Annotated in this window: 23 protein-coding genes; 2 read left to right on the forward strand and 21 right to left on the reverse strand. The window is 72.1% G+C overall.

Annotated features, from left to right (window positions below):
- Window positions 1-27: 27 nt before the first annotated feature.
- The 15 genes from ABIB16_RS00800 to ftsY all read right to left on the reverse strand — a co-directional run bounded on the left by ABIB16_RS00800 (window position 28) and on the right by ftsY (window position 13,312).
- On the reverse strand, window positions 28-1,296 hold the full coding sequence (locus ABIB16_RS00800; RefSeq protein WP_354435996.1) for a DNA-processing protein DprA: 1,269 nt from the start codon (window positions 1,294-1,296) through the stop codon (window positions 28-30).
- Window positions 1,293-2,897: a YifB family Mg chelatase-like AAA ATPase gene (locus tag ABIB16_RS00805; protein WP_256748709.1), complete on the reverse strand. Its 1,605-nt coding sequence runs from the start codon at window positions 2,895-2,897 to the stop codon at window positions 1,293-1,295. The genes ABIB16_RS00800 and ABIB16_RS00805 overlap by 4 nt, the downstream gene beginning before the upstream one ends.
- Window positions 2,894-3,313, reverse strand: a complete 420-nt coding sequence (locus ABIB16_RS00810) for a YraN family protein (protein ID WP_012750829.1) — start codon at window positions 3,311-3,313, stop codon at window positions 2,894-2,896. The genes ABIB16_RS00805 and ABIB16_RS00810 overlap by 4 nt, the downstream gene beginning before the upstream one ends.
- Before the next feature lie 134 nt (window positions 3,314-3,447).
- Window positions 3,448-3,771, reverse strand: coding sequence for a DUF2469 domain-containing protein (locus tag ABIB16_RS00815; protein ID WP_002853817.1), 324 nt, complete (start codon window positions 3,769-3,771; stop codon window positions 3,448-3,450).
- 116 nt (window positions 3,772-3,887) lie between these two features.
- Window positions 3,888-4,640, reverse strand: a complete 753-nt coding sequence (gene rnhB, locus ABIB16_RS00820; protein ID WP_354435997.1) for a ribonuclease HII — start codon at window positions 4,638-4,640, stop codon at window positions 3,888-3,890.
- Complete coding sequence (gene lepB, locus ABIB16_RS00825; RefSeq protein ID WP_036312832.1) at window positions 4,637-5,236, reverse strand: signal peptidase I; 600 nt, start codon at window positions 5,234-5,236, stop codon at window positions 4,637-4,639. The genes rnhB and lepB (ABIB16_RS00825) overlap by 4 nt, the downstream gene beginning before the upstream one ends.
- Window positions 5,233-5,976, reverse strand: coding sequence for a signal peptidase I (lepB, locus tag ABIB16_RS00830; RefSeq protein WP_269295294.1), 744 nt, complete (start codon window positions 5,974-5,976; stop codon window positions 5,233-5,235). The genes lepB (ABIB16_RS00825) and lepB (ABIB16_RS00830) overlap by 4 nt, the downstream gene beginning before the upstream one ends.
- A 36-nt stretch (window positions 5,977-6,012) precedes the next feature.
- Window positions 6,013-6,366 (reverse strand): 50S ribosomal protein L19, encoded by a 354-nt coding sequence (rplS, locus tag ABIB16_RS00835; RefSeq protein ID WP_002853821.1) that lies wholly within the window; start codon window positions 6,364-6,366, stop codon window positions 6,013-6,015.
- Between the two features lie 248 nt (window positions 6,367-6,614).
- Window positions 6,615-7,361, reverse strand: coding sequence for a tRNA (guanosine(37)-N1)-methyltransferase TrmD (trmD, locus tag ABIB16_RS00840; RefSeq protein ID WP_119217375.1), 747 nt, complete (start codon window positions 7,359-7,361; stop codon window positions 6,615-6,617).
- A 3-nt stretch (window positions 7,362-7,364) separates the two neighbouring features.
- The gene (gene rimM / locus ABIB16_RS00845) at window positions 7,365-7,952 is read right to left on the reverse strand and encodes a ribosome maturation factor RimM (RefSeq protein ID WP_101965524.1); all 588 of its coding nucleotides are present in this window, start codon (window positions 7,950-7,952) and stop codon (window positions 7,365-7,367) included.
- Between the two features lie 104 nt (window positions 7,953-8,056).
- On the reverse strand, window positions 8,057-8,296 hold the full coding sequence (locus ABIB16_RS00850) for an RNA-binding protein (RefSeq protein WP_029248213.1): 240 nt from the start codon (window positions 8,294-8,296) through the stop codon (window positions 8,057-8,059).
- Between the two features lie 2 nt (window positions 8,297-8,298).
- A complete protein-coding gene (gene rpsP / locus ABIB16_RS00855) occupies window positions 8,299-8,736 on the reverse strand; it encodes a 30S ribosomal protein S16 (RefSeq protein WP_036340115.1) in 438 nt (145 codons plus the stop codon).
- Window positions 8,737-8,936: 200 nt separating this feature from the next.
- Entirely contained in the window at window positions 8,937-10,523 is a 1,587-nt protein-coding gene (ffh, locus tag ABIB16_RS00860) for a signal recognition particle protein (RefSeq protein ID WP_144860373.1), read from the reverse strand.
- A gap of 123 nt (window positions 10,524-10,646) precedes the next feature.
- A complete protein-coding gene (locus tag ABIB16_RS00865; RefSeq protein WP_163720867.1) occupies window positions 10,647-11,909 on the reverse strand; it encodes an ammonium transporter in 1,263 nt (420 codons plus the stop codon).
- 194 nt (window positions 11,910-12,103) lie between these two features.
- Complete coding sequence (gene ftsY, locus ABIB16_RS00870; protein ID WP_186313151.1) at window positions 12,104-13,312, reverse strand: signal recognition particle-docking protein FtsY; 1,209 nt, start codon at window positions 13,310-13,312, stop codon at window positions 12,104-12,106.
- A 71-nt stretch (window positions 13,313-13,383) separates the two neighbouring features.
- Here ftsY and ABIB16_RS00875 point away from each other — a divergent pair, with 71 nt between their 5' ends.
- Complete coding sequence (locus tag ABIB16_RS00875) at window positions 13,384-14,688, forward strand: MFS transporter (protein ID WP_354435998.1); 1,305 nt, start codon at window positions 13,384-13,386, stop codon at window positions 14,686-14,688.
- Between the two features lie 12 nt (window positions 14,689-14,700).
- Here ABIB16_RS00875 and ABIB16_RS00880 read toward each other — a convergent pair whose 3' ends face one another.
- Window positions 14,701-15,528, reverse strand: a complete 828-nt coding sequence (locus ABIB16_RS00880) for an ABC transporter ATP-binding protein (RefSeq protein WP_235187718.1) — start codon at window positions 15,526-15,528, stop codon at window positions 14,701-14,703.
- A gap of 47 nt (window positions 15,529-15,575) precedes the next feature.
- The gene (locus ABIB16_RS00885) at window positions 15,576-16,460 is read right to left on the reverse strand and encodes an ABC transporter permease (protein ID WP_036313097.1); all 885 of its coding nucleotides are present in this window, start codon (window positions 16,458-16,460) and stop codon (window positions 15,576-15,578) included.
- A gap of 191 nt (window positions 16,461-16,651) precedes the next feature.
- On the opposite strand from ABIB16_RS00885, the gene wecB reads away from it, so the two are divergent.
- Window positions 16,652-17,785, forward strand: a complete 1,134-nt coding sequence (gene wecB / locus ABIB16_RS00890; RefSeq protein ID WP_254184808.1) for a non-hydrolyzing UDP-N-acetylglucosamine 2-epimerase — start codon at window positions 16,652-16,654, stop codon at window positions 17,783-17,785.
- Window positions 17,786-17,811: 26 nt separating this feature from the next.
- Here the strand turns inward: wecB and ABIB16_RS00895 are convergent, their stop codons facing one another.
- From ABIB16_RS00895 to ABIB16_RS11340, 4 genes are read right to left on the reverse strand one after another with little or no spacing between them, the layout of a single operon-like run.
- Window positions 17,812-21,036, reverse strand: a complete 3,225-nt coding sequence (locus ABIB16_RS00895; protein ID WP_354435999.1) for a glycosyltransferase family protein — start codon at window positions 21,034-21,036, stop codon at window positions 17,812-17,814.
- Complete coding sequence (locus tag ABIB16_RS00900; protein ID WP_354436000.1) at window positions 21,029-21,637, reverse strand: hypothetical protein; 609 nt, start codon at window positions 21,635-21,637, stop codon at window positions 21,029-21,031. Before ABIB16_RS00900 ends, ABIB16_RS00895 begins: the two co-directional genes overlap by 8 nt.
- Window positions 21,634-23,367, reverse strand: a complete 1,734-nt coding sequence (locus tag ABIB16_RS00905) for a hypothetical protein (RefSeq protein WP_152634126.1) — start codon at window positions 23,365-23,367, stop codon at window positions 21,634-21,636. Before ABIB16_RS00905 ends, ABIB16_RS00900 begins: the two co-directional genes overlap by 4 nt.
- The gene (locus ABIB16_RS11340) at window positions 23,364-23,882 is read right to left on the reverse strand and encodes a hypothetical protein (protein ID WP_049146032.1); all 519 of its coding nucleotides are present in this window, start codon (window positions 23,880-23,882) and stop codon (window positions 23,364-23,366) included. Before ABIB16_RS11340 ends, ABIB16_RS00905 begins: the two co-directional genes overlap by 4 nt.
- Window positions 23,883-23,918 lie beyond the last annotated feature (36 nt).

Raw genomic sequence — 23,918 nt, forward strand, 5'->3', positions numbered from 1 at the left:
CGCCGCCCGGGAGCACGCGGCCGGAGGTCATCCCCGCCGCCACCGGTCCTCGACCCGTTCGGCCAGGCCCGCCCGCTGCAGCCGGGACAGGCACGCCAGGACGGTGGGCAGCGCGAGCCCGGCGCTGACGGTGATCCGGTCGACGGGCACCGCCTGGCGCAGGGGCAGCGCCTCGTGGACGAGGGCCTCCTCCATCGTGAGCCCGTCGGTGGGCCGCGCGGCGGGCTCGGGAGCTGCCCGGGTAGAGGTCCTCCCGCCCGCGCCGCCGCTCCGGGCGGGCCCCTGACCGAGCAGGGCGAGGGCCTCCTGCTCGGTGGTCACGAGACGGGCGGGGCTCTCCTGCAGCAGACGGTGGCAACCGGCGGAGCTGGGCGAGGTCACGGGGCCGGGGACCACGCCCACCTCGCGGCCGAGGCCGAACGCGTGGCCCGCCGTGTTCTGCGCTCCCGACCGCCAGCGCGCCTCGACCACCAGCACGGCCCCCGCGAGCGCGGCGATGACCCGGTTGCGCTGCAGGAACCGGTACCGCGTGGGACTCGCACCGGGCGGCATCTCGGACACGAGCAGCCCGGCGGCCATCACCGCGCGAAGCAGGTCCTCGTGGCCGGCCGGGTAGAACCGGTCGAGGCCGCCGGCCAGCACCGCCACCGTGGGCGGGACGCCGTCGCGATCCGCCGCGTCTTCCGGTGCGGCGGGCGCCTGCAGCGCGGCCCGGTGGGCGGCGCCGTCGATGCCGTACGCACCGCCGGAGATCACGCACGCGCCCTGCTGGACGGCGTGGGCGGCGCAGCGGGCGGTCACGGTCCGTCCGTACGCGGTCGCCTCCCGGCTGCCGACGACGGCGAGCATCCGGTCCGCGGGAGGCAGCGTTCCGGAGCCGCGGAACCACAGGCCCAGGGGCGCCTCCTCGCCCAGGTCCGCCAGGGCGGCGGGCCAGGCGTCGTCCTCGGGGATCAGCAGGCCTCCCCCGAGCCGGTGCAGAGTCACGAGGTCACGCTCCGGCTCCAGCCGGGCGGCCCGGGGCGCCCAGCGGGCCAGCCCCGCGGCCCAGCGCCGGGGCAGCGTGTCGGGCGCGCCGGCGAGATCGGCGAGCAGATCGCGCTCGGCGGGCTGGATCGTCTCCCGGCCCGTGAGCAGGGCGAGCGCCCGCTCCGGCCCCAGCGCCGTGACGGTCTGCACCGCGAGCGCGTCCCCGGGCTCGACCAGCCGGGTCAGGGCGGCGCGGGCGAGCCGGGCGGCGTCCGGCCGGCGCGGCCCGGCGACGTGGCCTGCCGCCGGGGTGACGTAGGTGGTCATGCGTCCTCCTCGTTCTGGTGGCGCAGCGTGAGTGCCACGTCGGTGTCCTCGGGTGCGGGCCGTTCGGCGCCGCGCAGGTCTGCCAGGGTCCAGGCGAGGCGCAGGACGCGGGCGTGGCCGCGCGCGCTCAGCAGGCCCTGGTCGACGGCGTCGTCCGCGGGCCGGCGGGCCGCCCGGGGCACGGCGTACGGGCCGTGCCGCAGCACCCCGGCGGGGACGTGCGCGTTGCGGCGCAGCCCGGACGGGGCGAGCCCGCGCTCGGCGGCGGTGGCCCAGCGCCGGGCCTGGCGGTCGGCGGCCGCGGCGACCCGGGCGGCCACCTGCGACGTGGTCTCGGACGCGGGCGCCCCCGTGAGCTGCCGCGCTTCGACGGGCCGCACGGTGACCTGCAGGTCGACGCGGTCCAGCAGCGGCCCGGAGAGCCGCTGGGCGTAGCGGCGGCGTTCGGGCACGCTGCACCGGCACTCGACGCCCGTGCCACCGCCCTTGCCGCACGGGCAGGGGTTGGCGGCCAGCACGAGCTGGAACCGGGCCGGGTAGACGACGGCGCCGAGGGCCCGGTGCAGCAGCACCTCCCCGGACTCGAGGGGCTGGCGCAGCGCCTCGAGGGTGCGCCGTTCGAACTCGGGGGCCTCGTCCAGGAACAGCACGCCGCCGTGGGCGAGGGAGGCCGCTCCCGGCCGGGCGAGGCCGCTGCCGCCGCCCACGAGGGCCGAGCGGGACGCCGAGTGGTGGGGTGCCTCGAACGGCGGGGTCCGGTCGATCTCGCCGTCGAACCCCTGGGCCGTCCCGCCCCTGCGCCGGACACGGGCGTCGCCGCCGCGGAGGGAGCGCAGGGCGGCGCACTCGAGCGCGGTGCGCCGGTCCAGGGGAGGCAGGATTCCGGGCAGGCGCTCGGCGAGCATGGTCTTGCCCGCCCCCGGGGCGCCCATGAGCAGCAGGTGGTGGGCGCCGGCGGCTGCGACCTCGAGCGCGAACCGGGCCTCGGCCTGTCCGGCGACCTCGGCGAGGTCGGGCACCGCACGGGCCGGCTCCGGTTCCGGGGCTGTCACCTGCCGTCGGGCCGGGCGGTGGGGCGGCTCTCCGTCCGGTTCCCCGCCGAAGGCGCGGATGACGTCGTGCAGATGGGCGAAGCCGCGGACCTCGGCGCCGGGGACCAGTCGGGCCTCGGCCTCCGCATCCTCGGCGACGACCACCTCGGAGCACCCCGCGTCGACGGCGGCCAACACCATCGCCACGGTCTCCGGCGAGCGGTGCAGGGCGCCGTCGAGGCCGAGCTCGGCCAGGAACACGGGCCCCTCGACGTTCCGCACCCGCCCGTCCGCGGCGTAGGCCGCCAGGACGATCGCCAGGTCGTGGCACGCACCCCGCTTGTGCACCCCCGCCGGCAGCAGGTTCACGGTCAGGTGCCGCCGGGTCAGGGGCAGTCCGGCGTTGCGCGCGGCGGAGCGGATGCGGTCCCGGCTCTCCTGCAGCGCCTGGTCCGGCAGGCCGAGGAGGGTGAACCCGGGCAGGGACTGGGCGATGTCCGCCTCGACGTGCACGACCTCCCCGCGCAGACCCGCCAGCGTGATGGAGCGGGTGCGTCCGATGCCGCTCACGGCCGCACGTCCTGCAGCAGGTCGAAGCGGATCCCTCCCGTGCGCGGCACCAGCACGGCGACGGCGTCGACGCGCCAGGGCGTCCCCCGGCGGTCCGCGGCGTGGGCCCGCACCCACGCCGCGGTGAGGCGGTGCAGCCGGGTGAGCTTGCGCCGGTCGATCGACTCGAACGGGTCGCCGAAGGCCAGGCCCGAGCGGGTCTTCACCTCGACGCCCACCCACCAGCCGGCGTGGTGGGCCACGATGTCCAGCTCTCCGGCCTCGCCCCGCCAGTTGCGGTCGGCGATCACGTAGCCGCGCTCGGCGAGCCAGCGCGCGGCGGCGTCCTCACCGAACCGGCCCAGCGCCGTGTGCGCGCGGCTGGCGCGCCTCTCTCCGGGCGGCTGCGCCCCGATCCGTTCCGCGGTCCCCGTCATCCCGACCACCTCCTGGGCACCAGGGTGGTCCCGAGCAGGGTCGCCGGGTCCGCGACGGCGAGGATTGTGCGGGGCCTGACGCCTGTGCAGGAGTGGACGTCGGCGTCCCGCCCTCGGGGCCGATCAGGCGTGGGTCAGCTCGGCAGCTGGCCGTCCGGCGGGACCGTCAGGTCCTCGGTGGGCAGCTCCTCGATGTTCACGTCCTTGAAGGTCAGCACCTTCACGCGCTTGATGAACCGCTGCGTGCGGTACACGTCCCACACCCAGGCGTCCTCGAGCAGGATCTCGAAGAACACGTCCCCGTCCGCCTGGCGGGGCGTCAGCCGCACGTCGTTGGCGAGGTAGAAGCGCCGCTCGGTCTCCACGACGTAGCGGAACAGGCCCACCACGTCCCGGTACTCGCGGTAGAGCAGCAGCTCGGCCTCGGCCTCGAAGTCCTCGACGTCGTCTGCGCTCATGACATGCCTCCTCAGTGTTCGCCGCGCACCCGCGACAGTCCGGGCACGCACGACCTCCATCCTCCCCCGTCCGGGGGTCGCACGTCGAACGGGCGGCCACGCCCGGCCCCGGGGACTCAGTCGAACAGGGTGGGCGGCCCCTCCGCGGGCGCGCCCGGCAGCCCGAGGTTCCAGCTGCGCCGGTGCTGCTCGCTCGCCCCGCGCTCGGCCAGGGCGGCCCGGTGCGCGGCCGAGCCGTACCCCTTGTTCCCGGCCCACCCGTACCCGCGGTGCTCGGTGTCGAGGGCGATCATGACGTCGTCGCGGGCCACCTTCGCGGCGATCGACGCGGCCGCCACCGTCGCGCACCGATCCTCGGCCCGCACCAGCATCGTGGGCACGGGCGGCAGCGGACGCGGCGCGGGCGCGGGGCCGGCGTCAGGGTCGGAGCGGCTCAGCCAGTCGTCCCGGCCATCGAGCACGAGGGCGACCGGCTCCTGCCCCACCGCGGCGCACAGCGCCGCCCACGCCCGGCGCCCGGCGAGACCGAGGGCCGCCGAGATCCCGAGCGCGTCGATCTCCGCGGGGCCGGCCTCGCCCAGCGCCACCCCGGCCGCCCAGTCCTCGATCTGCGGGACCAGGGCGCGCCGGCGTCGGTCCGTGAGCGCCTTGGAGTCGCGCACCGGAGGGATCTGCCCGGCGGCGGGCAGCCACGCGGCGCACACCCCGACGACGACGGGCCCGGCCAGCGCGCCCCGGCCCACCTCGTCCATGCCCGCCACCAGCACCCGGTCCGCTCCCCGCGCGGCGAGGGCCGGCGCGGCCAGCCCCGCCTCGACGTCCAGGCCGGCGCGCACCGTCGGCCGGCCACCGCCCCGGCGGGCGGTCACGTGCGAGCCTCCGGCGCGGGCGCGTCCGGCACGGTGGCGAACGCGTCGGGGTCGGTGCCGGCGCCGCCGATCCGGTCCAGCGGCCAGACCACGAACCGGGCGCGGCCCACCACGTCGTCGAGGGCCACGAACCCGCCCCCGGGCCCGGCGCGGTGCGCGCGGGAGTCCGCCGACGCCGAGCGATGGTCACCGAGCACCCACAGTCGCCCCGCAGGCACGGTCACCTCGAACGCCTCCTGCGCGGGCGTCTCCCCCGGCGCGAGGTACGGCTCCTCCACGGGCACCCCGTTCACGCGCAGCGTCTCCTCGCCGGGCGTCCAGGAGACGATGTCCCCCGGCAGCCCGACGGCCCGCTTGATCACGTGGCCGCCCCCGGGCAGCCAGCCCTTCGTGTCTTCGAACACCACCACGTCACCGCGGCGCACCGGGAACGGATCCGGGGTGAGCAGCGTGGCGACCACGCGGTCGCCGGCCCGCAGCCCGGGCTCCATGGACGAGGACGGGATGGCGTACATGCGCGCCAGGAAGGCCCACGCCAGCACGCAGGCGAGTACGGTCACGGCGGCCGCGATCAGCGCGGTGCGGCGCCCCGTCACGGCGTGTCCCCGGAGGGGGCGTCCACGGTCCCGCGGCGGGACAGGGGCCACACGATCTCCGCGGCCCGGCCCTCGACCCGCTCGAGCGGGATGAGCCCGCCGCCGGGGGCGCCCAGCAGTGCGCGGGAGTCCCGGGAGGCGGCGCGGTGGTCGCCCAGGACGACCATGCGCCCGTCGGGCACCTCGAAGGACCAGGTCCCCGCCGCGGCCGGCTCGTCTGCGGTCACGGGCCTGCCGAGATAGGGCTCGTCCAGCGGCTCGCCCTCGCGCAGCAGCCGCCCGTCCGGGGCGCAGCACTCGAGACGGTCCCCCGGCAGGGCCAGCACGCGCTTGACGAACACGTCCTCGGCCGCGCCGACGCCCCACCACCGGGCGACGTCCTCCAGACCGCGCTCCAGCGATCCGGCCGAACGGTACGGCGCCAGGCTGCCGGCACCGTCGAACACCACCACGTCCCCGCGTTGCAGTCCCTGCCCGCCGGCCGCGGCGGCGTCCACCCGCACGCGGTCACCGGGCTGCAGGGTCGGCTCCATCGACCCGGAGGGGATGAGGTAGACGGGGCCGGTGAGGGCTCGCAGCACCGCGGCCACCACGACGGCGGCCACCACGGTCAGGCCGAGCCACGCCCACCAGCGGCTCGCGCCGGAGGCGGGGGCCGCCGTCGGGCCCGAGGAGGAGCCGGCCCCGGACACGACGGAGCCCCGTGACCGGCGGGGGTCACGGGGCTCCGAGGTGCGCATGGGTCGATCACCGGTCGGCGGGGCCGACCGGGATGATCACTTGGCGTCGGCGCGCTTCTCGCGGATGCGGGCGGCCTTGCCGTGGCGGTCGCGCATGTAGTACAGCTTCGCGCGGCGCACGTCGCCCTTGGTGACGACCTCGATCTTGTCGATGACCGGGGAGTGCACCGGGAACACGCGCTCCACGCCGATGCCGAAGGACACCTTGCGGACGCGGAAGGTCTCGCGCACGCCGTAGCCCTGACGGCCCATGACGTAGCCCTGGAACACCTGGACGCGGGCGGTCTTGCCCTCGATGATGTTCACGTGCACCTTGACGGTGTCGCCGGGGGCGAACTCCGGGATGTCGTCGCGCAGCGTCTTCTTGTCGAACGAGTCGAGAATGTGCATGTCGTCTCTCCTGGCGGATGCCACAGGTCAACCGCGTGGTATGCGGGCGCACGGCCCGTCCACGTCCGCATGACGAGGGGGCCGGGTCCCGAGCCGAGGGCCGGGCTCCGCACGTGGGGTGCGGTCCCGGGGTCCGATCCGTTGACGCGCGCCCCCTGTGGCAGGTCGGGCGTCCGGCGGACACGAGGATCCATTATGCCACAGCCGACGACGTCGCGACGCCCCTCCAGCCCGTCGGGCGCGACGGGTCAGGCCTCAGAGCCGTACGCCGCCCACAGGTCCGGTCGCCGCTCGCGCGTGCGCTCCTCCTGCTGGGCCCGACGCCAGGCCGCGACCTTGCCGTGGTCGCCCGAGAGCAGCACGGGCGGCACCGCACGGCCCCGCCAGTCCGCGGGCTTGGTGTAGACCGGGTACTCCAGCAGGCCGTCCTCGTGGGACTCCTCGACGAGCGAGGCCGGGTTGCCCACGACGCCCGGCACGAGGCGGCCGACGGCCTCGATCATCGCCAGCGCCGCGACCTCGCCGCCGTTGAGCACGTAGTCGCCCAGCGAGACCAGCCGCACCTCGAAGAGCTCCTCTGCCCAGCCGAAGACGCGCTCGTCGATCCCCTCGTAGCGGCCGCACGCGATCGCCACGTGCTCCCGGCCCGCCAGTTCCCGGGCGAACCGCTGGGTGAAGCGCTCCCCCGAGGGCGTCGGCACGAGCAGCACGGGGCGGTCCCCCGGCTCCGCCGACGACGACTCGGCGGGGGCCGGTGACACGGGCCCCTGGGCCGCCACGTGCTCGAGCGCGAGCGCCCACGGCTCCGGTTTCATCACCATGCCGGCGCCGCCGCCGTAGGGCGTGTCGTCCACGGTGCGGTGCCGGTCGACGGTGAAGTCGCGCAGGTCGTGGACGTGCACGTCCACGAGGCCCTCGCGGCGGGCACGGCCCAGCAGCGAGACGTCGAGGACCGCGAGGTACTCGGGGAAGATCGTGACGACGTCGAAGCGCACTGCTCAGTCCTCCGCATCCGCATCGGCGGGCCCGTCTGCGGCGTCCTCGTCCTCGCCGGTGGCGAGCTCGAGCAGCCCCGGCGGCGGGGTCAGCACGAGCACGCCGGCCTCGGGGTCGATCTCCGGGACGATCTCCTCGACGAAGGGCACCAGGGCCTCCTCCTCGACGCCGTCCAACGCGACGTGCAGCAGGTCCTGGACCGCCCCGGTGGTCAGGGCCGTGACGACGCCGACGCGGTCGCCCTCGACCCGCACCTCGAGGTCCACGAGGTCCTCCTCGTACCACTCGTCGGACTCCTCGGGCGCGGCGGGAACGGCGAACAGCTGGGCGCCGCGCAGGGTCTCGGCGACGTTGCGGTCCAGCGACTCGGCGAAGCCGACCACGAGGATCTGCTTGTTCCACCGGGCCCGGGTGACGGTGAGCTCCGCCGGCAGGCCCGGGGCGCCGTCGCGCACCACGAGGCGCTCCCCGGGGGCGAAGCGGGCGTCCGGGTCGTCGGTGAAGACCTGCACGGTCACCTCGCCGCGGATGCCGTGCGGCTTGCCGATGCGGGCGACGCGGACGAGGTCGTCCTGGGCTGCGGGACTCATGGGCTCTCCTGGGTGGGACGGTCGGTGACGGGAGGGGGCGGGGCCGCAGACGACGACGGCCCGCCGGCCCGGTGAGGGGCGGGCGGGCCGTGCGTCACGGGCCGTCAGGAGCGGCGGTCGGTCTCCACCACGTCCACGCGGACGGGGTGGCCGGCCAGGCCGTCCAGCACGGTGCGCAGCGCGGTGGCGGTGCGACCCTGGCGGCCGATCACGCGACCCAGGTCCTCGGGGGCCACGCGGACCTCCAGCATGTCGCCGCGCCGCTGGGAGCGGGCGTCCACGCGGACCGCCTCGGGCGTGTCCACGATGCCGCGCACCAGGTGCTCGAGGGCCTCGGTCAGCATGGTCACTCGGACTTCTCGGCGTCCTCGGCCGGGGCCTCAGCGGCCGGAGCCTCGGCGGCCTGCTCGGACTCGGCCGGGGCCTCCTCCTGCTTCGGCTCCTCCGGCAGGATGACCGAGCCCTTCTCGGGGGCCACGAAGGCCTCCTTCTCGGACTTGGACTTCAGGGTGCCCTCGGCGCCCGACTCGCCCTTGAACTTCTGCCAGTCACCGGTGACCTTCAGCAGCGCGGCGACCTGTTCGGTCGGCTGGGCGCCGACGGAGAGCCAGTACTGGGCGCGCTCCGAGTCGATCTCGATGAACGAGGGCTCCTCGGTGGGGTGGTACTTGCCGATCTCCTCGATGGCACGGCCATCGCGGCGGGTGCGCGAGTCCATGACGACGACGCGGTAGAACGGGGCGCGGATCTTGCCGAACCGCTTCAGACGAATCTTGACAGCCACGAGTGTGGTTCTCCTTCAGTGGATCTGGGGGGCCGGGGCACGACGCCGCGTGGGGGCAGCGGGCGTCGACGACCTGGCACACGGAACGGAGCGCAGCGGAGGATAGAGGGTCGTCCGGGCTCACGCTCAGTACCGTGCCATTCTGCCAGATCGGGCGGGCCGGTGCACACCCGGCGCGCCGCGACCGGGCAGCGGGCGACTCAGCGGTCCTTGAGGTACTTCTCGAAGCCCGCCGGCAGGTTGAGGGTGGACGGGTCGAAGCCCTCCATGCCCGCGCCGTCGCGGCCGAACACCGCCCCGGCCTGCGCCTGGGCGGCGCGGGCGCGCCGCTCCTCGATCGCCTTGCGCTCGGCCGCGGCCTTGGCCGGGTTGCCGGACTTCACGCGATCGCGCTTCGCGTTCTTGCCCTTGCCCTTCGTCTTGCGGGAGGCGCCGCCCGGCATCCCGGGCATGCCCGGGATGCCACCGCCGGCGGCCATGCGCTTCATCATCTTCTGCGCCTCGGCGAAGCGCTCGAGCAGGCCGTTGACCTCGGACACGCTCACGCCCGAGCCGCGGGCGATGCGGGCACGGCGCGAGCCGTTGATGATCTTGGGGGCCACGCGCTCGTGCGGGGTCATCGAGTGGATGATCGCCTCGACGCGGCCGATCGACGACTCGTCGAACTGCTCGAGCTGCTGCCGCATGCCCTGGGCGCCCGGCATCATCATGAGCATCTTCTTCAGCGAGCCCATCTTCTTGAGCTGCTGCATCTGGGCGAGGAAGTCGTCGAGGGTGAAGTCCTCCTGGTCCGCGAACTTGCGGGCCATCTTCTCGGCCTCGCTGCGGTCCCAGTTCTGCTCGGCCTGCTCGATCAGGGAGAGCACGTCGCCCATGTCGAGGATGCGCGAGGCCATGCGGTCCGGGTGGAAGACCTCGAAGTCCTTCAGGCCCTCACCCGTGGAGGCGAACATGATCGGCTTGCCGGTCACGTGGCGGACGGACAGCGCGGCGCCGCCGCGCGCGTCGCCGTCGAGCTTGGTGAGCACGACGCCGGTGAAGCCGACGCCCTCGTTGAACGCCTGGGCCGTGGCCACGGCGTCCTGGCCGATCATCGCGTCGATGACGAAGAGCACCTCGTCCGGGTCCACGGCGGCGCGGATGTCTGCGGCCTGCTGCATGAGCTCGGCGTCCACGCCGAGGCGGCCGGCGGTGTCGATGATGACCACGTCGTGGTACTTCGTGTTGGCCTCGGCGACGCCGTCGCGGGCCACCTGCACCGGGTCGCCGGTGGCGGCCTCGAACTCGGAGGAGACGCCGGGGTGCGGCGCGTAGACCGGGACGCCGGCGCGCTCGCCGCCGACCTGCAGCTGCTTCACGGCGTTCGGGCGCTGGAGGTCGCAGGCCACGAGCAGCGGGGTGTGGCCCTGGGACTTGAGCAGGTGGGCGAGCTTGCCGGCGAGGGTCGTCTTGCCGGCGCCCTGCAGGCCCACGAGCATGATGACGGTGGTGCCCGTCTTGGCGTGCTGGATGCGCCGGGTCTCGCCGCCGAGGATGCCCACGAGCTCCTCGTTGACGATCTTCACGACCTGCTGGCCCGGGTTCAGGGCCTGGGCCACCTCGGCGCTGAGGGCGCGCTCCTTGATCTGCGCGATGAACTGGCGGACCACGGGCACGGCGACGTCGGCGTCCAGGAGGGCGCGGCGGATCTCGCGTGCGGTGGCGTCGATGTCCGCCTCGCTCAGCCGCCCCTTGCCCTTGAGGCTGCGGAAGGTGGCTGTGAGGCGGTCGGACAGGGAGTTGAACACGGCGGGTGTGATCCTTCGAAGCGGGGTCGACTGATCCGGACGCGGTCGGTCGCGGGCGCCGCGGCATCCACCGCGGCGCCCGCCAAGCCTAGCAACCGACCGGCCTCACCCGTCCGCGGCGGCTCACCGCGCCTCCGCGGGGACGGGCACCCCGCCGAAGCCGACGTCGTAGGCCGACTCGTCGTGCAGGGTCAGATCGACGCCCCGCTCCTCGTCCTCCTTGCTCACTCGCAGGCCCATGGTCCCGCGCAGGACCAGGGCGATGACCGTGGTCACCACGGCGGTGAAGACCACGGCGACGAGCACGGCCACCGTCTGGGCCACCAGGAGACCGGCGTCTCCGCCGTAGAACAGGCCCGCCCGGCCCTCGTCCGGCAGGGCGAAGAAGCCGATCAGCACGGTGCCCAGGATGCCGGCGGTGAGGTGCACGCCGACAACGTCGAGCGAATCGTCGAAGCCGAGGCGGTACTTGAGGTTGACCGCGAGCGCGCTGGCCGCGCCGGAGACCAGGCCGATCACCACGGCCCCCAGGGGGCTCACATAGGCGCACGCGGGCGTGATGGCGACCAGGCCCGAGACGATCCCGGACGCGGTGCCGATCGAGGTCGGCCGGCCGCGGCGCAGCCACTCCACGAACACCCAGCCGAGCATGCCGGCGGCGCCGGCGGCGAGGGTGTCCACCCAGATCAGTCCGAGCTCGTCGACGCCGCCCGCCGCGCCCCCGTTGAACCCGAACCAGCCGAACCAGAGCAGGGCCGCGCCGAGCATGGTGAACGGGACGTTGTGCGGCCGGTGGCCGGGGTCCACGCCGAAGCCGTGGCGCTTGCCCAGCAGCAGCGCGAGCACGAGGGCGGCCACGCCGGCGCTGATGTGCACCACGAGGCCACCGGCGAAGTCGAGGGCCTCCCCCAGGCGGGCGCCGATGGCGCCGTCCTCGGAGAGGAGCCCGCCGCCCCACACCATGTAGGCCAGCGGGGCGTAGACGACGGTGGTCCAGACGGGCACGAAGACGCACCACGTGACGAACTTGAACCGGTCGGCCACCGCGCCGGAGATGAGGGCGACCGCGATGATCGCGAAGGTGGCGCCGTAGGCCGCGGCGACGAGCCCGCCCTCGGCCATCGTGCCGGTCAGCCCGAGGTCACCGGCGGGGTTCCCCACCACCCCGGCCCACCCGTCGCCGCCGGTCATCCCGTGGACCCACAGGACCCAGACGACTCCGACGAGGCCCATCGAGACGAAGGACATCATGATCATGTTGAGCGAGGACTTCGCGCGGGTCATGCCGCCGTAGAAGATGGCCAGTCCGGGTGTCATGAGCAGGACCATCGCCGCGCTCGTCACCATCCACACTGTCCCTGCGTCCAGGACGTTCGACTCCTCCATGGGGGTCTCCTTCGGTCCGGGCCGCGAGCCGGGGGCGAACGCCCGTCCCGCGGCGTCGCTGCCCGGCCCCGATCGGGGCCGATGGAGGGACGATACCGGAGGAGTGGGCCACGCCACACGTCGATGACGTCTCCGTGACTGAACAGGGCCCCTCCCGACGTCGTCGGGAGGGGCCCTGGACCGGGTGCGGGACGTCAGTCGGTCAGCAGTGCGTCCACGAAGCCCTCGGCGGTGAACGGTGCGAGGTCATCGGGGCCCTCGCCGAGGCCGATCAGCTTGACGGGCACGCCGAGCTGGCGCTGGATGGCGATCACGATGCCGCCCTTGGCGGTGCCGTCCAGCTTGGTCAGCACGATGCCGGTGACGTCCACGACCTCGGCGAACACCTTCGCCTGGGTCAGGCCGTTCTGGCCCGTGGTGGCGTCGAGCACGAGCAGGACCTCGTCCACCTCGGCCTGCTTCTCGATGACGCGCTTGATCTTGCCGAGCTCGTCCATGAGGTTGGCCTTGTTCTGCAGGCGGCCCGCGGTGTCCACGAGCACGACGTCGACGCCCTCGGCGATGCCGAGCTCCACGGCCTCGAAGGCGACGGACGCCGGGTCGGCGCCCTCCTTCTCGGAGCGGACGGTCTCGACGCCCACGCGGGCGCCCCACGTGGCGAGCTGCTCGGCGGCGGCGGCGCGGAAGGTGTCGGCGGCGCCGAGCACGACGGTGCGGTCCTCCGCCACGAGCACACGGGCGAGCTTGCCCACGGTGGTGGTCTTGCCGACGCCGTTGACGCCCACGACCATGGTCACGGCGGGGCGGTCGCCCTTGCGGGTCGCGGCGAGACGGCGGTCCATCGAGGGGTCCACCATCGCCACGAGCTCCTCGCGCAGCAGGGTGCGCACCTGCTCGGGGTCACGCGTGCCCTCGACCGTGACGCGGGCCTTGAGGCGGTCGACGAGCTCCAGGGTGGGCTCGGTGCCGAGGTCCGCCATCAACAGCGTCTCCTCGATCTCGTCCCACACGTCGTCGTCGATGCGGTCCTGGGACAGCAGCGCCAGCAGGCCCTTGCCGAAGACGTTGTTGGACTTGAGCAGGCGGGCCCGCAGGCGGGCCAGGCGCGAGCCGGCGGCCTCGGGCCGCTCGTACTCGGGCTTCGCCGGGGCGGTCTCCGCCTCCTCGACGACGGCGGGCTCCGGCTCGGCGACGACGGGCGGCGCCTCGTCGACCTCGGGGCGTTCCAGGACGGCGGTGGAGCCCGACGGGGCCGCGTGCCGCGGGCTCGGGCGCGGGTCGTCCGCGTCCCGCACTTCCTGGTACGACCCCTTCGGCGGGGCGGGGCGCCGGTCCAGCAGGCCGACGAGCACGCCGCCCAGCAGCAGGGCGGCCACGACTGAGACTATGAGCACGATTTCCACGGGCCCAGTCTGTCACACGGGCCGTCGCCCGCCCCGGGCCGCACACCCGGCGCCGTGCGAAGATGGCGGTCATGCCGTCGTCGTCCGCCCGCTCCTCGCGGGTCCCCCTGCCCCGTGAGATCAAGGTCCTCGTCGCCGCCGCGTTCATCATCGCGATCGGCTTCGGCATCATCGCCCCGCTGCTGCCGCAGTACGCGGCGACGTTCGACGCGTCCGCCGTCGGGGTGGCCGCCGTCGTGTCCGCGTTCGGGCTGACCCGCCTCCTGTTCGCCCCGGTCTCCGGCAAGCTGACGAACCGGCTCGGCGAGACGCCCGTGTACATGACGGGCGTGCTGATCGTGGCCGCGTCCATGTTCCTGATCGCCTTCGCGCAGACCTTTCCGCAGCTGCTCCTCTTCCGGGCGCTCGGCGGCATCGGCTCCACCCTCTTCACCGTGTCCGCGATGGCGTTCCTGGCCCGCAAGTCCCCGCCCACGATGCGCGGCAGGATCTCGGGCGCCTACGCGTCCGCCTTTCTGATCGGCAACATCGTGGGGCCGATCGTGGGCTCCGCCCTGGCCGTATTCGGGTACCGGGCCCCGTTCCTCATCTACGGCAGCTCCCTGGTGGTGGCGGCGGCCCTCGTGTTCTTCCTGCTCAAGGACACCCGGCTCGCGGACCGCGCCGTCCGCGACGTCCGCCCCGCCATGCCGATCCGGGAGGCCCTGGCCAACCCGTCCTACCGGGCCGCGCTGGTCTCCTTCTTCGCCAACGGCTGGGCGACATTCGGGGTGCGCAACTCGGTGATGCCCCTGTTCGCGGCCACCGCGTTCGCCGGCACGGGCCTGCTCGGCTGGCAGGTGGACGGGGCGATGATGGCGGGCCTGGCCCTGTCCGTGTTCGCGCTGGGCAACGTGGTGGCCGTGTCGTTCAGCTCCCGGCTCTCCGACGTGCACGGACGCAAGCCCCTGATCCTCACGGGTCTGCTCGTGATGGCCGTGACCACGGGCGCCATCGGCTGGGTCGGCACTCCGTCGCTGTTCCTGATCGCCTGCTTGGTCTCCGGCGCCGGCACGGGCACCCTGAACGCCCCGCAGCAGGCGGCCATCGCCGACGTCGTGGGCCAGGGGCGGCGCTCCGGCGCTGTGATGTCCACCGCCCAGATGTCCGCAGACCTGGGCGCCATCTCCGGCCCGCTGCTGGCCGGGCTCGTAGTGGACACGGCCGGCTACGGATGGGCGTTCGCGCTCACCGGCGGCGTCATCCTGCTCGGCGCGCTCGCGTGGTGGCGCGCCCCGGAGACCAATCTGCCGATCGTGCCCGGCGGGCCCCGCACCGGGTCCCTGCCGCTGGTCCGCCCGGAGGACGCCCGGGTGACCCCGCGCGAGGACGGGTGAGGTCGGGGCGCATCAGTCGGCGATGACGCCGGACGGTCGTCGGCCGCCGGTCCACCGCACGGCCACCCGTTCAACGCCCGCACGCGCTTCGGCTAGCAGTCGTTCCGCGACCTCGTCCGCGCCGTTGGACCGATGTCGGGTGTAGCGGGCGTAGTTGCCTGTGACGACCTCGGGGTTCCCGTCCATCGTCAAGATCCCCTGCTCAATCCAGATGACCCGCGAGCACATCTGTTTGAGGGTGGTGAGTGAATGGCTGACAAGGAATACGCACCCTGCCCGAGCTCGCAGTTCATCGATACGAGCACGCGTGCGGGCCCGGAACTGGGCATCGCCGGTATTCAACGCCTCGTCGATAAGCAGAATGTCCGGATCGACGGAAGTGGCGATAGCGAACTGCAGACGAGACGCCATGCCCGACGAATATGCCTTCAAAGGCAACTGGAGCGCCTGGTCGTCCAGTCCCGCGAGACGGACAACACCGTCGCGCTTCTCTGCCGCTTCCGCCGTGGTCATGCCCATGGCGAGGCACCCGAGACGGATGTTGTCCTCCCCGGAGATCTGACGGACGAGGGCCGCGTTGACCCCTAGCATCACCGGTGTGCTGGTGGCGTAGACCCGGCCGGTCGTCGGATGGATCTCGCCGGTGATGAGCTTCATGAGGGTCGACTTGCCCGAGCCGTTAGTGCCGATGATTCCGACGGACTCACCACGCTCCACAATGAGAGACAACGGAGCCAGCGCCTGAACCTGATCCGTGCGGACGCCTCGGACCCCGCGCAGCATCCCGCCGATGCCGGCTCGACGCGCGCCGGTGTCGGACGACCGAACCGTGTACGTCATGCCCGCCTCGTCCAAGACGACGGCGGGATCGAGTGGACGTGGCCCGCTCATCGTTCCTCCCCGTAGGTCTCTTCGGCACGCCAGAACACCACGAGACCGACGACTGCGACGAGCGCGGCCCAGCCAGCCAGCACCAGCCAACGATGAGGTTCGGCGTCCTGACCGTACAACAGCGACTGGCGAGCGATGTCCAGCACGCAGTACAGGGGGTTCAGATGCATCGCCGTCTGCACGATCGGCTGTGCATCGAAGCGCTCGACACTGAAGAACACGGCGGACAGGTAGAGCCAGATGCGCATCCCGAACGCGATCAGGTTCGCCAGATCCGGCCAGTGGGCCACGAAGCGGGCCAGTACAAGCGAAAGGCCGACGTTGAAGAGCGTTTGGAGGGCGAGCAGGGGCACCAAGAGGAGCCAACGCCACGTGAAGACTTCCAGCGGCGGGATGGCCAGGATGAGGACGACCATCACGGCCAGCGTCGGAACGAACTCGAGCAGAGCCCGCAGATTGGTCGCGAGAACGAGGGTCGCCCGCGGGAAACGGAAGGCCCGCACCAACGTCAGGTTGGAGCTGACCGCCTTCGACCCGGCCGTGATCGCCTGCGAGGAGTAACGGAAGAAGAAGACCCCGACGATGAGGTAGGCGATGAAGTTCGGAATGCCCCGGCCGGTGCCCAGGAGAACACCGAAGACGAGGAAGTAGGCACCGCCGTCGAGGATGGGGTTGAGCACCATCCATAGCCGGCCCAGAGTGTTGACGGCGTTGGCCCCGGAGATGCGCGAGCGCGAGTCGAACAGGATGAAGGAGCGGTAGCGGAAGAGTGAGAGGACATAGTCGCGCAACGAAGGCCGCGCGCCCACGACGCCCAGGGGCGCCGCGTCGACGACCACCGTGTTCATCGGGCCGGACGCGGCCATGCCGGTTCCGCTCATGACAGGCACCTCCATGCGACGACCAGCTGGCTGGGGTGGACCCTTGCCGCCCGCGATACAGGGACGGCTTCCAGCGGTGCCGAGACCTCGTCGCGGCACCGTAGAAGTATACTCGCCGGGGACCGGCATCCCGCCGCACGGGGCCGGTTTCCGTCATCCCTCGAGGTCAGGAGAATCCCGCCGTGAAGGTCATGCCCATCTACGGAACCCGCCCGGAGGCCATCAAGGTGGCCCCCATCGTCAAGGCGCTGCAGGCCGACGAGCGGTTCGAGTGCGTGGTGACCGTCACGGGGCAGCACCGCGAGATGCTGGACCAGGTCAACGAGCTGTTCGGCATCGTCCCGGACCACGACCTGAACATCATCCAGCCGCGCCAGACCCTCAACGGCGTGTTCGCCCGCACCCTCGACGGGCTCGACGCCGTCCTCGAGCAGGAGCGGCCGGACGCCGTCGTCGTCCAGGGCGACACCACGACCTCGACGGCGGGCGCCGTCGCCGCCTTCAACCGCGGCATCCCCGTGGTCCACGCCGAGGCGGGCCTGCGCAGCTTCGACATCCTCTCCCCGTTCCCGGAGGAGGCCAACCGCAAGATCACCAGCCAGATCTCGGCGCTGCACCTGCCCCCGACCACCGTGAGCCGGGACAACCTGCTGCGCGAGGCCGTGGCCGCGGAGGACGTCTACGTCACGGGCAACACCGTGATCGACGCACTGCTGGAGGCCGTCGGCCACCAGGTGCCGTTCGAGGACGAGCGTCTGGCCGAGCTGGAGGCGTCCGGCCGTCGCGTCGTCCTGGTGACGACCCACCGGCGCGAGAACCAGGGTGACGCGATGCGCGGTGTCGGGCGCGCCCTGGCCCGCCTGGCCGCGGACCACCCGGAGGTCACCTTCGTCCTGCCGGCGCACCGCAACCCGGTGGTGCGCGAGGCGATCCTGCCGGAGATCGAGGGCCGCGAGAACGTGCTCGTGACCGAGCCCCTGGCCTACGGCGAGTTCACCCACCTGCTGTCCGTGGCCACCGTCGTGCTGACGGATTCCGGTGGCGTCCAGGAGGAGGCTCCGTCGCTGGGCAAGCCCGTCCTCGTGATGCGTGAGAACACCGAGCGTCCCGAAGCCGTGACCGCCGGCACCGTGCGCCTGATCGGCACGGACGAGGAGGTCGTGGTCACCGAGGTCACCCGTCTGCTGACGGACGAGGCCGCGTACACCGCGATGTCCCAGGCGGTGAACCCCTACGGCGACGGCCGCGCGGCAGAGCGCACGGTCTCGGCGATCGCAGAGCTGCTCGGCGTGGGTGAGCGGCTGCCGGCCTTCGACGGAGCCTGAGCGGCCCGCGCGTTCCCGAGGCGGGTTCAACGCGTCTCGGGGACCCCCAGCATGCGCATCGCTAGGCGGACCCTGTCACCGGGTCTCAGCACATGCTCTTCGCCGCTCCGGACTCCCCAGGGAGCCGTGGACACGGCGACCTGCGACGGCACGATGCGCACGTCATGAAGGCGCTGGACGTCGTCCGGATGGGCGGTGACCACCGCGTCGACGCGCCGAGCCTGGGCGATCCCCGCCGAGTCCAGACCCTCGTGACCGAGGTCGACGATCGCGAGCGGGGTCGCATGGCGGCGCACATGTGTGATGAAGGCACCCAAGGGTCCGGTGTTCCCCTCGGACGCGCGCCACGCGTTGCGGGGATGCAAGACCTGCGCGTCGAGGAGGGCCACGTCCAGTCGGGGCACTGTCTGCTCTCGCCATCGACCGAGCGAGAGGTTCACGGGCTCGCCCCACGACCGGCCCACGAGATCCCCGAGAGAGCGCCCGATAACGCCCACCCGGCGGGGACGGTCGAGATCTGCCATGCCGATGAACGTCTCGAAGGGCACCGGTAGTCGCTCCGCGGGCCCGGCCCCGATGAGCCGAGTGGCGGAAGCGGCAGCCAGTAACGCTAGGCGTCCTTGAGGTGTAGGCGCGTCCGGCAAGGCGCGCATCCGCATCAACAAATCGCGGGCCGCTGGCTCGCTGGTGAGGTCCCATACGAAGGGGATCCCGAGCCACCCAGCGACGGCGCCGCCCGCTAGCGCCAGCATCTCATCGCCGATCACGGTGAGGGCTGTCGCCCGGTTCTGAGCCCCGATACGGAAGGCCTGATCGACCAGTCGGTCAAACTCTGCGTTCACGTCGTCGAGGATGTCGCCGCGTCCGACCGCGATGTCTCCGCTCCTCGTAACGTACGTTCCGGCCGGTCCCTCCGTGAGGGTCAGGGAACGCGCGGAGTCTGCACCGGCCGCCAGCGGGAGGAGCGGGGGGACGCATGGCGCCGACGGAACGAGCCGGTGTGCCCGTTGCGCCAAGGCCGAGTACCCATTCACGTGCGCGGCGAGACGACGCACGTCCTCCGGTTGTGCCCATGCCGGGCGCGACTCTTCTTGGGCCACGGCGGCGGCCTGCTCGACACGCCCGTCCCGAAGTAGGCGGCCGACGCGGTTCCAGTCGGCCCGCCCCGCGAGTGCGGTGGCCACGGGCCGGGCCCGCTGGAGGTGTTCCGGGGAGGGCGGCCCACCCGGCCTTTCCCCATGCAGGATCAGGCGGAGCCAGTGATCGACGACAGCCCCTGCTTCGTAGCGGGTCGCGAACTCGATGGCAGATCGAGCAGCAGAGTCATAGGCGTCCCGGTCGCCCGCGGTCCGGTGGATGCGGTCCGCTGCGGACGCGGCGTCTGTCACGAGGCTCTCGGGCGGGAAGATCTCGTCCGATCCCTCACGGCGCCACACGACGGGGACGGCGCCTGAGGCCATGCCTTCGGCCGGGGCGAGGTGGAAGGTCTCACGGGTGCTGGGGGACAGCATCCAGCCGATGTTCCGGAACCAGTTGCCCATGTCCGGTCCGAAGTCGTCGAACACCACGGCCCGGCGGAGCCGGGGATTGGAACGCAGCCGTTCATAGTTGGCCAAGTATGTGTCGCGACGCAACGGGTGCCGCCACACGTACGGATAGTTCCACGGGTGCCGTCCGCGGAGGTGGAGTACGAAGCGGTCGTCCCGTCGCAGGAGTTCTTCAAGGAGATCGAGGGCACGATCCATGCGCTTGAGTTCGGGCACGTACCCAGCCAATCCCAGGTGGAACCGTGCGTCGGCCGTCTTGGGTCGGCGTAGCTCCGCCGACTGCACCGAATTCGGGATGACGGCTGTCTGCTCAACCCGCCACCCGGTCGTCACGACGGCGTCGGCACGGTAGAACTCCGAGGCGAAAACGACGGTGTGCACGCGGTCCATGACGATGTCGTGGATCAGCGGATTGCGCAGCTCGTACCCGTGCAGGTGCACGATGAGACGCTGGTGTTCTCGAATGTGCTGGCTTGCCCACACAGCATTGCGGCTGGCGAACTCGCAGATGACGACGTCCGCCCATGCCAAGAGCTCCGCGCTGTTCGGGGTGGGCCGATCACCGTTGGTCTTCCACTGGTCTACTCGCACCTCGGCGTCAGGGCGCAGGATCAGTGCCTCGACAAGGTCGCCAGCGAACTTGTAGTCAGCGCCGACGAACAGGACCTTCAATGGGGCGTTCGCATGGGCGGGAACGGTGGAGAGCGCCGGAACGTGGGGGGCGAAGGCCTGGGCCACCCGGTTGATGGGAGCGGCACCGAACGTCGTCCCGCCCGCGTGCTGGTCGGCCCAATCGAGGGCTGCGCTCAGATTGTCTCCGGGAAGCTGGCCGACCGGCCTTCCTGAGACCTGTGGGGGCACCGCTCCGGGTTCGGCCCACACCTGCGCGCCGACGGCGGCCGCCCACGCGAGCAGGTCCTCCGCACGACTGTCCTGGGGCGTCGACCATCGTGGCAGGACAGTGACGGTGCGGCGACCTGCCGCGACCCTCGACAGCTCGGCACCGCCGTCGATGAGGGACGCTCCGGGGATGCGGGCCAGATGCCGCTGCCCCGCTTCGGACCGCACGGCCACGCGGAGGTCACCGGGCGCGACGACGAGGACCTTGCGAACGTGCCGGCGTGCCCTGACGGCGTCCGAGTACTCGCGGAGAACGTGTGCCCCCTCAGAGCCCAGGAGTCCCGCATGGAGAACGAGGATCGCCTCTCCCGGCTCGTGCGGTCCCTCGACGCGGTTGCCTCCAAATGAGACCGCCTCGACCTCCTCGGCCGTGAATCTCGGCATCACCACGACCTTGCCGGCGGCGTTCCACAATGTGCTCTCGACGGCGGAGCGTGACGCCTCGTCGAAGACGACGACCCGACGCGACTCGGCGACCGCCCGTCCTACGCCCGCTGCGGACAAGCCACGGGGCATTAGCGGAGTGCCCGGGTCCGTCTGGACGACGGTCCACACCTGGAACCTGTCCCAGCCTGCGGCTCGGAGCGCCGCAGCGGACTCCACGTCGACGGCGAGCAGGACGTCCACGTGAGCGGACGAGGTCCGGACGACCTCGGTGGTGGACACGACAGCGGCACCGGCGGCCCGCAGCTGGGCGATGAGACCGGGCTCCCAATCCGGACGCTCGGCCACGGCGACGAGCCGGAAGGAGCGACCCGCGAGGGGACCTTCGGGCGTCGGTGCAGGGGTGTCAGCCTCACCCATGGAGTTCTCCTATCTGGTCGTCGTCTTCCCTCGGCATGAGGCCGGCGTGTCTCCGCAAGGCGGCGAGCAGCCGGCTCACCGGCGCGCCTTCGGTGTCCGGAAGCCACAGATCATGGTCTACCCGCAGCCCCGGCAGACGTGTCTGGTCTGCCGAGCCATCTGGCGGGGGGACCAGGTAGACCACTCCCCCTCGCTTCTGGATACGGACAGCGGTGGCGTGCAGGTCGAGCAAGACCCCGTGCCGATGGGGGCTGTCAGTACCGCTCCATGCGCCGCCCGCGAACGCGTCGAAATCGATGACCATCCGGTCGACGAGAGCGCGGCGGTCCTGCGCCTCCGTCATGCCCGGAGCACCACGCATCACCCGGTGGTGTTGCTCGATCTCTGCCGTCAGCGCGTCGCATGCCACGACGAGCACCGTCTCAGCGACGACGGCCCCGGACAGTGGGCCGGTGGTCTGGTCGTGGCCGGTGAGCGCCAAGGGGTCGACGCGGAACGTCGTCTCGTCGACCGGGGGCGTGCCGGCTCGTCCGACCACGTCCAGGAGCCGGTCGCGGTCGCTGTCATAGGCCCTGTGGGATCCTCGGCCCGTTGTCGTCATCTGCGTTCCTCCTGCTTCGCCTCGACGCGTTCCCAGAGAACGTCTCGCGCTGCGGCCGGATCCCCGAGGGGGGTCTGGAGCGCCGTCGGCATGGTGCTGAGCATGCTGCCGTCCTCGACCAGGGCCCACACCTCCGCTTGGGATCCGCGGTAGTCACTCCATTTGGACGGGAGGAACGGATTCCTAGTATGGCGTGACCCGGACTGGGCGTCATTGACGACGAGGTAGTCGAATTGGCGGGTGACTGCGAGGAAGTCCAGGTACGGCAAAGAGGCGTTGAAACGGACGAGGTGCTCCATGCCGTGGGCGCCCACACCGTCTTGAGCCCGACGTACGAGGGCGTCGAACTGGGCCTTGGAGAAGCCTGGTGGGCGTGTGGCCAGGCCGCCCTCCGGGACGAAGTTGGTGAACACGTGCAGCCGGATCCGGTCGCGGATGTGCTGAGGGAGCATGGCCATGGCGAGGGTGATGTCAGTGATGCCCCGCGTCACGTAGAACTCACCAAAATAGGCCACATTGACCATAGTGGGATCCACTTCGTACGTGACGGGACGGGCATCGTAGTACTCCAGCGGCAGTGTCGGGTGATGCGACACCTCGGCCCGCCCCTGCACACGCTCTCGCAGCGCTGGACTGTAGATGTGGTCCAGCATCTCGGCCATCTGGTGTTCGTTCGTGAACAGAATGCTGTCGGCGAGTGCGTACGGGAGGATCTCGGCTAGTCCGAAGATCGAGAAGTGCTCGTCAGGGATGCGTCCGAAGTCGGCTTCGACGGGCGCGGTGAGTCGTGCAAGCATCGGGTCGGAACGGTCGAGCAGGTCACCGCGCCGCTTCCCCTGGACGTCCAGGGACAGGGGGTCGGAGAACTCCGCTGTCCATATCAGTTCCGGGTGGGCCTCGTGGATCAGTGCCCCCGCATAGTGCGACGGGGCCCAATTCGCTCGCGTGTACAGGCGCTCGTACCGGGCGCCGGCGGCGATCCAGGCATCAGCTTGGTCCCTGGCCTGTGCGGCGAAGTCGGCGAAAGCGTGCCAGGACGCCCAGGAGGGGCGCATTTCGAGATACCGCCGGCGTGCCAGATAGGGCCGAGAGATCATGCCGATCGTCGGGTCGACCTTCTTGTGGTGGAGGAACGAGCACGCGATGACGTCGCTCGTGTGCCCGAAGACGCGGAGCCGCTTGGAGGCCACGCTGGACCCGGTGTCGGCGAACGGTTGGAAATTGTAGAGGACGCTCAGTGTCGATGCAGGCGCCCGGAGACGGTCCCACGGCACCGCCCACCCCGAGGGGTCGACGGTCAACCGGTCGAATAACTCCCGCCGGTACGACTCGTCCGACCCCGCGATCTGCTCAAGCGCGGACGCGACGAGGTCAACCACCTGGTCGAGGAGGCGCGCGGCGTCCTTCTCGCCCGCTATGGCGGCACGCACCACGGTCAGAAGCGTCCCCGCGTCGGCTGCGGGGTCTCCTGCAGGACACCACGTGGTGGTGCCGGTGTCTCCGGCACCGCTCGCGATGATCCGCACCGAGCCATCAGCCAGCAGACCCACGCGTTCAACGAGGAGGGATACCTCGTCGATGGTGTCGAGGGTCGACGGCCAGTCTCCGGCCAGGAGGTCCAGCGCCGACGCCACACCCTCCGCGCCGACGCTGAGGCCCGTGCGCGGAGTCCCAGCAGGCCCGGACAGAGGCAGATGAACGAACGTCACCGCATCGGGTCGTGCGCTCACGCCTGCCGGCCCCCACGAGGGGCCTCGGCGAGGTGGGCGACCTCAGCACGCAGTACGGACAGCTCGTGGCACACACCGACGAGCGCCTCTGCCACCGCGATGGAGGAGTCCGAACGGTCGTCGGCGACGTCGGTTGGACCCGCTCCCGACACGGGACGAAGCTGTCTGCCCATCGTCTCCTCCCGAAGCGACACGAGCTGTCGGTTGATACGGGTCAGAGCGGCCATGGTCTCGCGGCCGACCTCGACGGAGGCCGCCGGGCCGGGTGAGGTGGTCGGAGCTGCCGCGCGGCCACGGCCGCCGGCGCGACGGATAGCCACGCCCATGAACCGGCGCATCCGTCGAGCATGGACCGGGATCAGGACGGACGCGACGACGGCTCCTAGCCCGAGCAGTGCCACCACCAGGCGGAACTGACCGAGGAGGCCGAGAACGGCCACCGCCACGCCGATGATGCCCATTGCCGCAAGGCAGCCGACGTAGAGAACTTTCTCCAGGGAAGGTCCTGGCTTCATGAAGGGCTCCTTCGAGAGAGACGTCGATGTCATGTG

Origin of the sequence: Micrococcus sp. UYEF5 (assembly GCF_040546065.1) — a bacterium.
GTDB classification, from domain to species: Bacteria; Actinomycetota; Actinomycetes; order Actinomycetales; family Micrococcaceae; genus Micrococcus; species Micrococcus luteus.

Coding starts and splice junctions, on each gene's coding strand:
- ABIB16_RS00800 (WP_354435996.1), bottom strand. CDS start 1,296: ATGACCACCTACGTCACCCCGGCGGCAGGCCACGTCGCCGGGCCGCGC.
- ABIB16_RS00810 (WP_012750829.1), bottom strand. CDS start 3,313: ATGACGGGGACCGCGGAACGGATCGGGGCGCAGCCGCCCGGAGAGAGG.
- ABIB16_RS00815 (WP_002853817.1), bottom strand. CDS start 3,771: ATGAGCGCAGACGACGTCGAGGACTTCGAGGCCGAGGCCGAGCTGCTG.
- lepB (WP_269295294.1), bottom strand. CDS start 5,976: ATGCGCACCTCGGAGCCCCGTGACCCCCGCCGGTCACGGGGCTCCGTC.
- rplS (WP_002853821.1), bottom strand. CDS start 6,366: ATGCACATTCTCGACTCGTTCGACAAGAAGACGCTGCGCGACGACATC.
- rimM (WP_101965524.1), bottom strand. CDS start 7,952: ATGAGTCCCGCAGCCCAGGACGACCTCGTCCGCGTCGCCCGCATCGGC.
- ABIB16_RS00850 (WP_029248213.1), bottom strand. CDS start 8,296: ATGCTGACCGAGGCCCTCGAGCACCTGGTGCGCGGCATCGTGGACACG.
- ABIB16_RS00865 (WP_163720867.1), bottom strand. CDS start 11,909: ATGGAGGAGTCGAACGTCCTGGACGCAGGGACAGTGTGGATGGTGACG.
- ABIB16_RS00875 (WP_354435998.1), top strand. CDS start 13,384: ATGCCGTCGTCGTCCGCCCGCTCCTCGCGGGTCCCCCTGCCCCGTGAG.
- ABIB16_RS00880 (WP_235187718.1), bottom strand. CDS start 15,528: ATGACGTACACGGTTCGGTCGTCCGACACCGGCGCGCGTCGAGCCGGC.
- ABIB16_RS00885 (WP_036313097.1), bottom strand. CDS start 16,460: ATGAGCGGAACCGGCATGGCCGCGTCCGGCCCGATGAACACGGTGGTC.
- wecB (WP_254184808.1), top strand. CDS start 16,652: ATGCCCATCTACGGAACCCGCCCGGAGGCCATCAAGGTGGCCCCCATC.
- ABIB16_RS00895 (WP_354435999.1), bottom strand. CDS start 21,036: ATGGGTGAGGCTGACACCCCTGCACCGACGCCCGAAGGTCCCCTCGCG.
- ABIB16_RS00900 (WP_354436000.1), bottom strand. CDS start 21,637: ATGACGACAACGGGCCGAGGATCCCACAGGGCCTATGACAGCGACCGC.
- ABIB16_RS11340 (WP_049146032.1), bottom strand. CDS start 23,882: ATGAAGCCAGGACCTTCCCTGGAGAAAGTTCTCTACGTCGGCTGCCTT.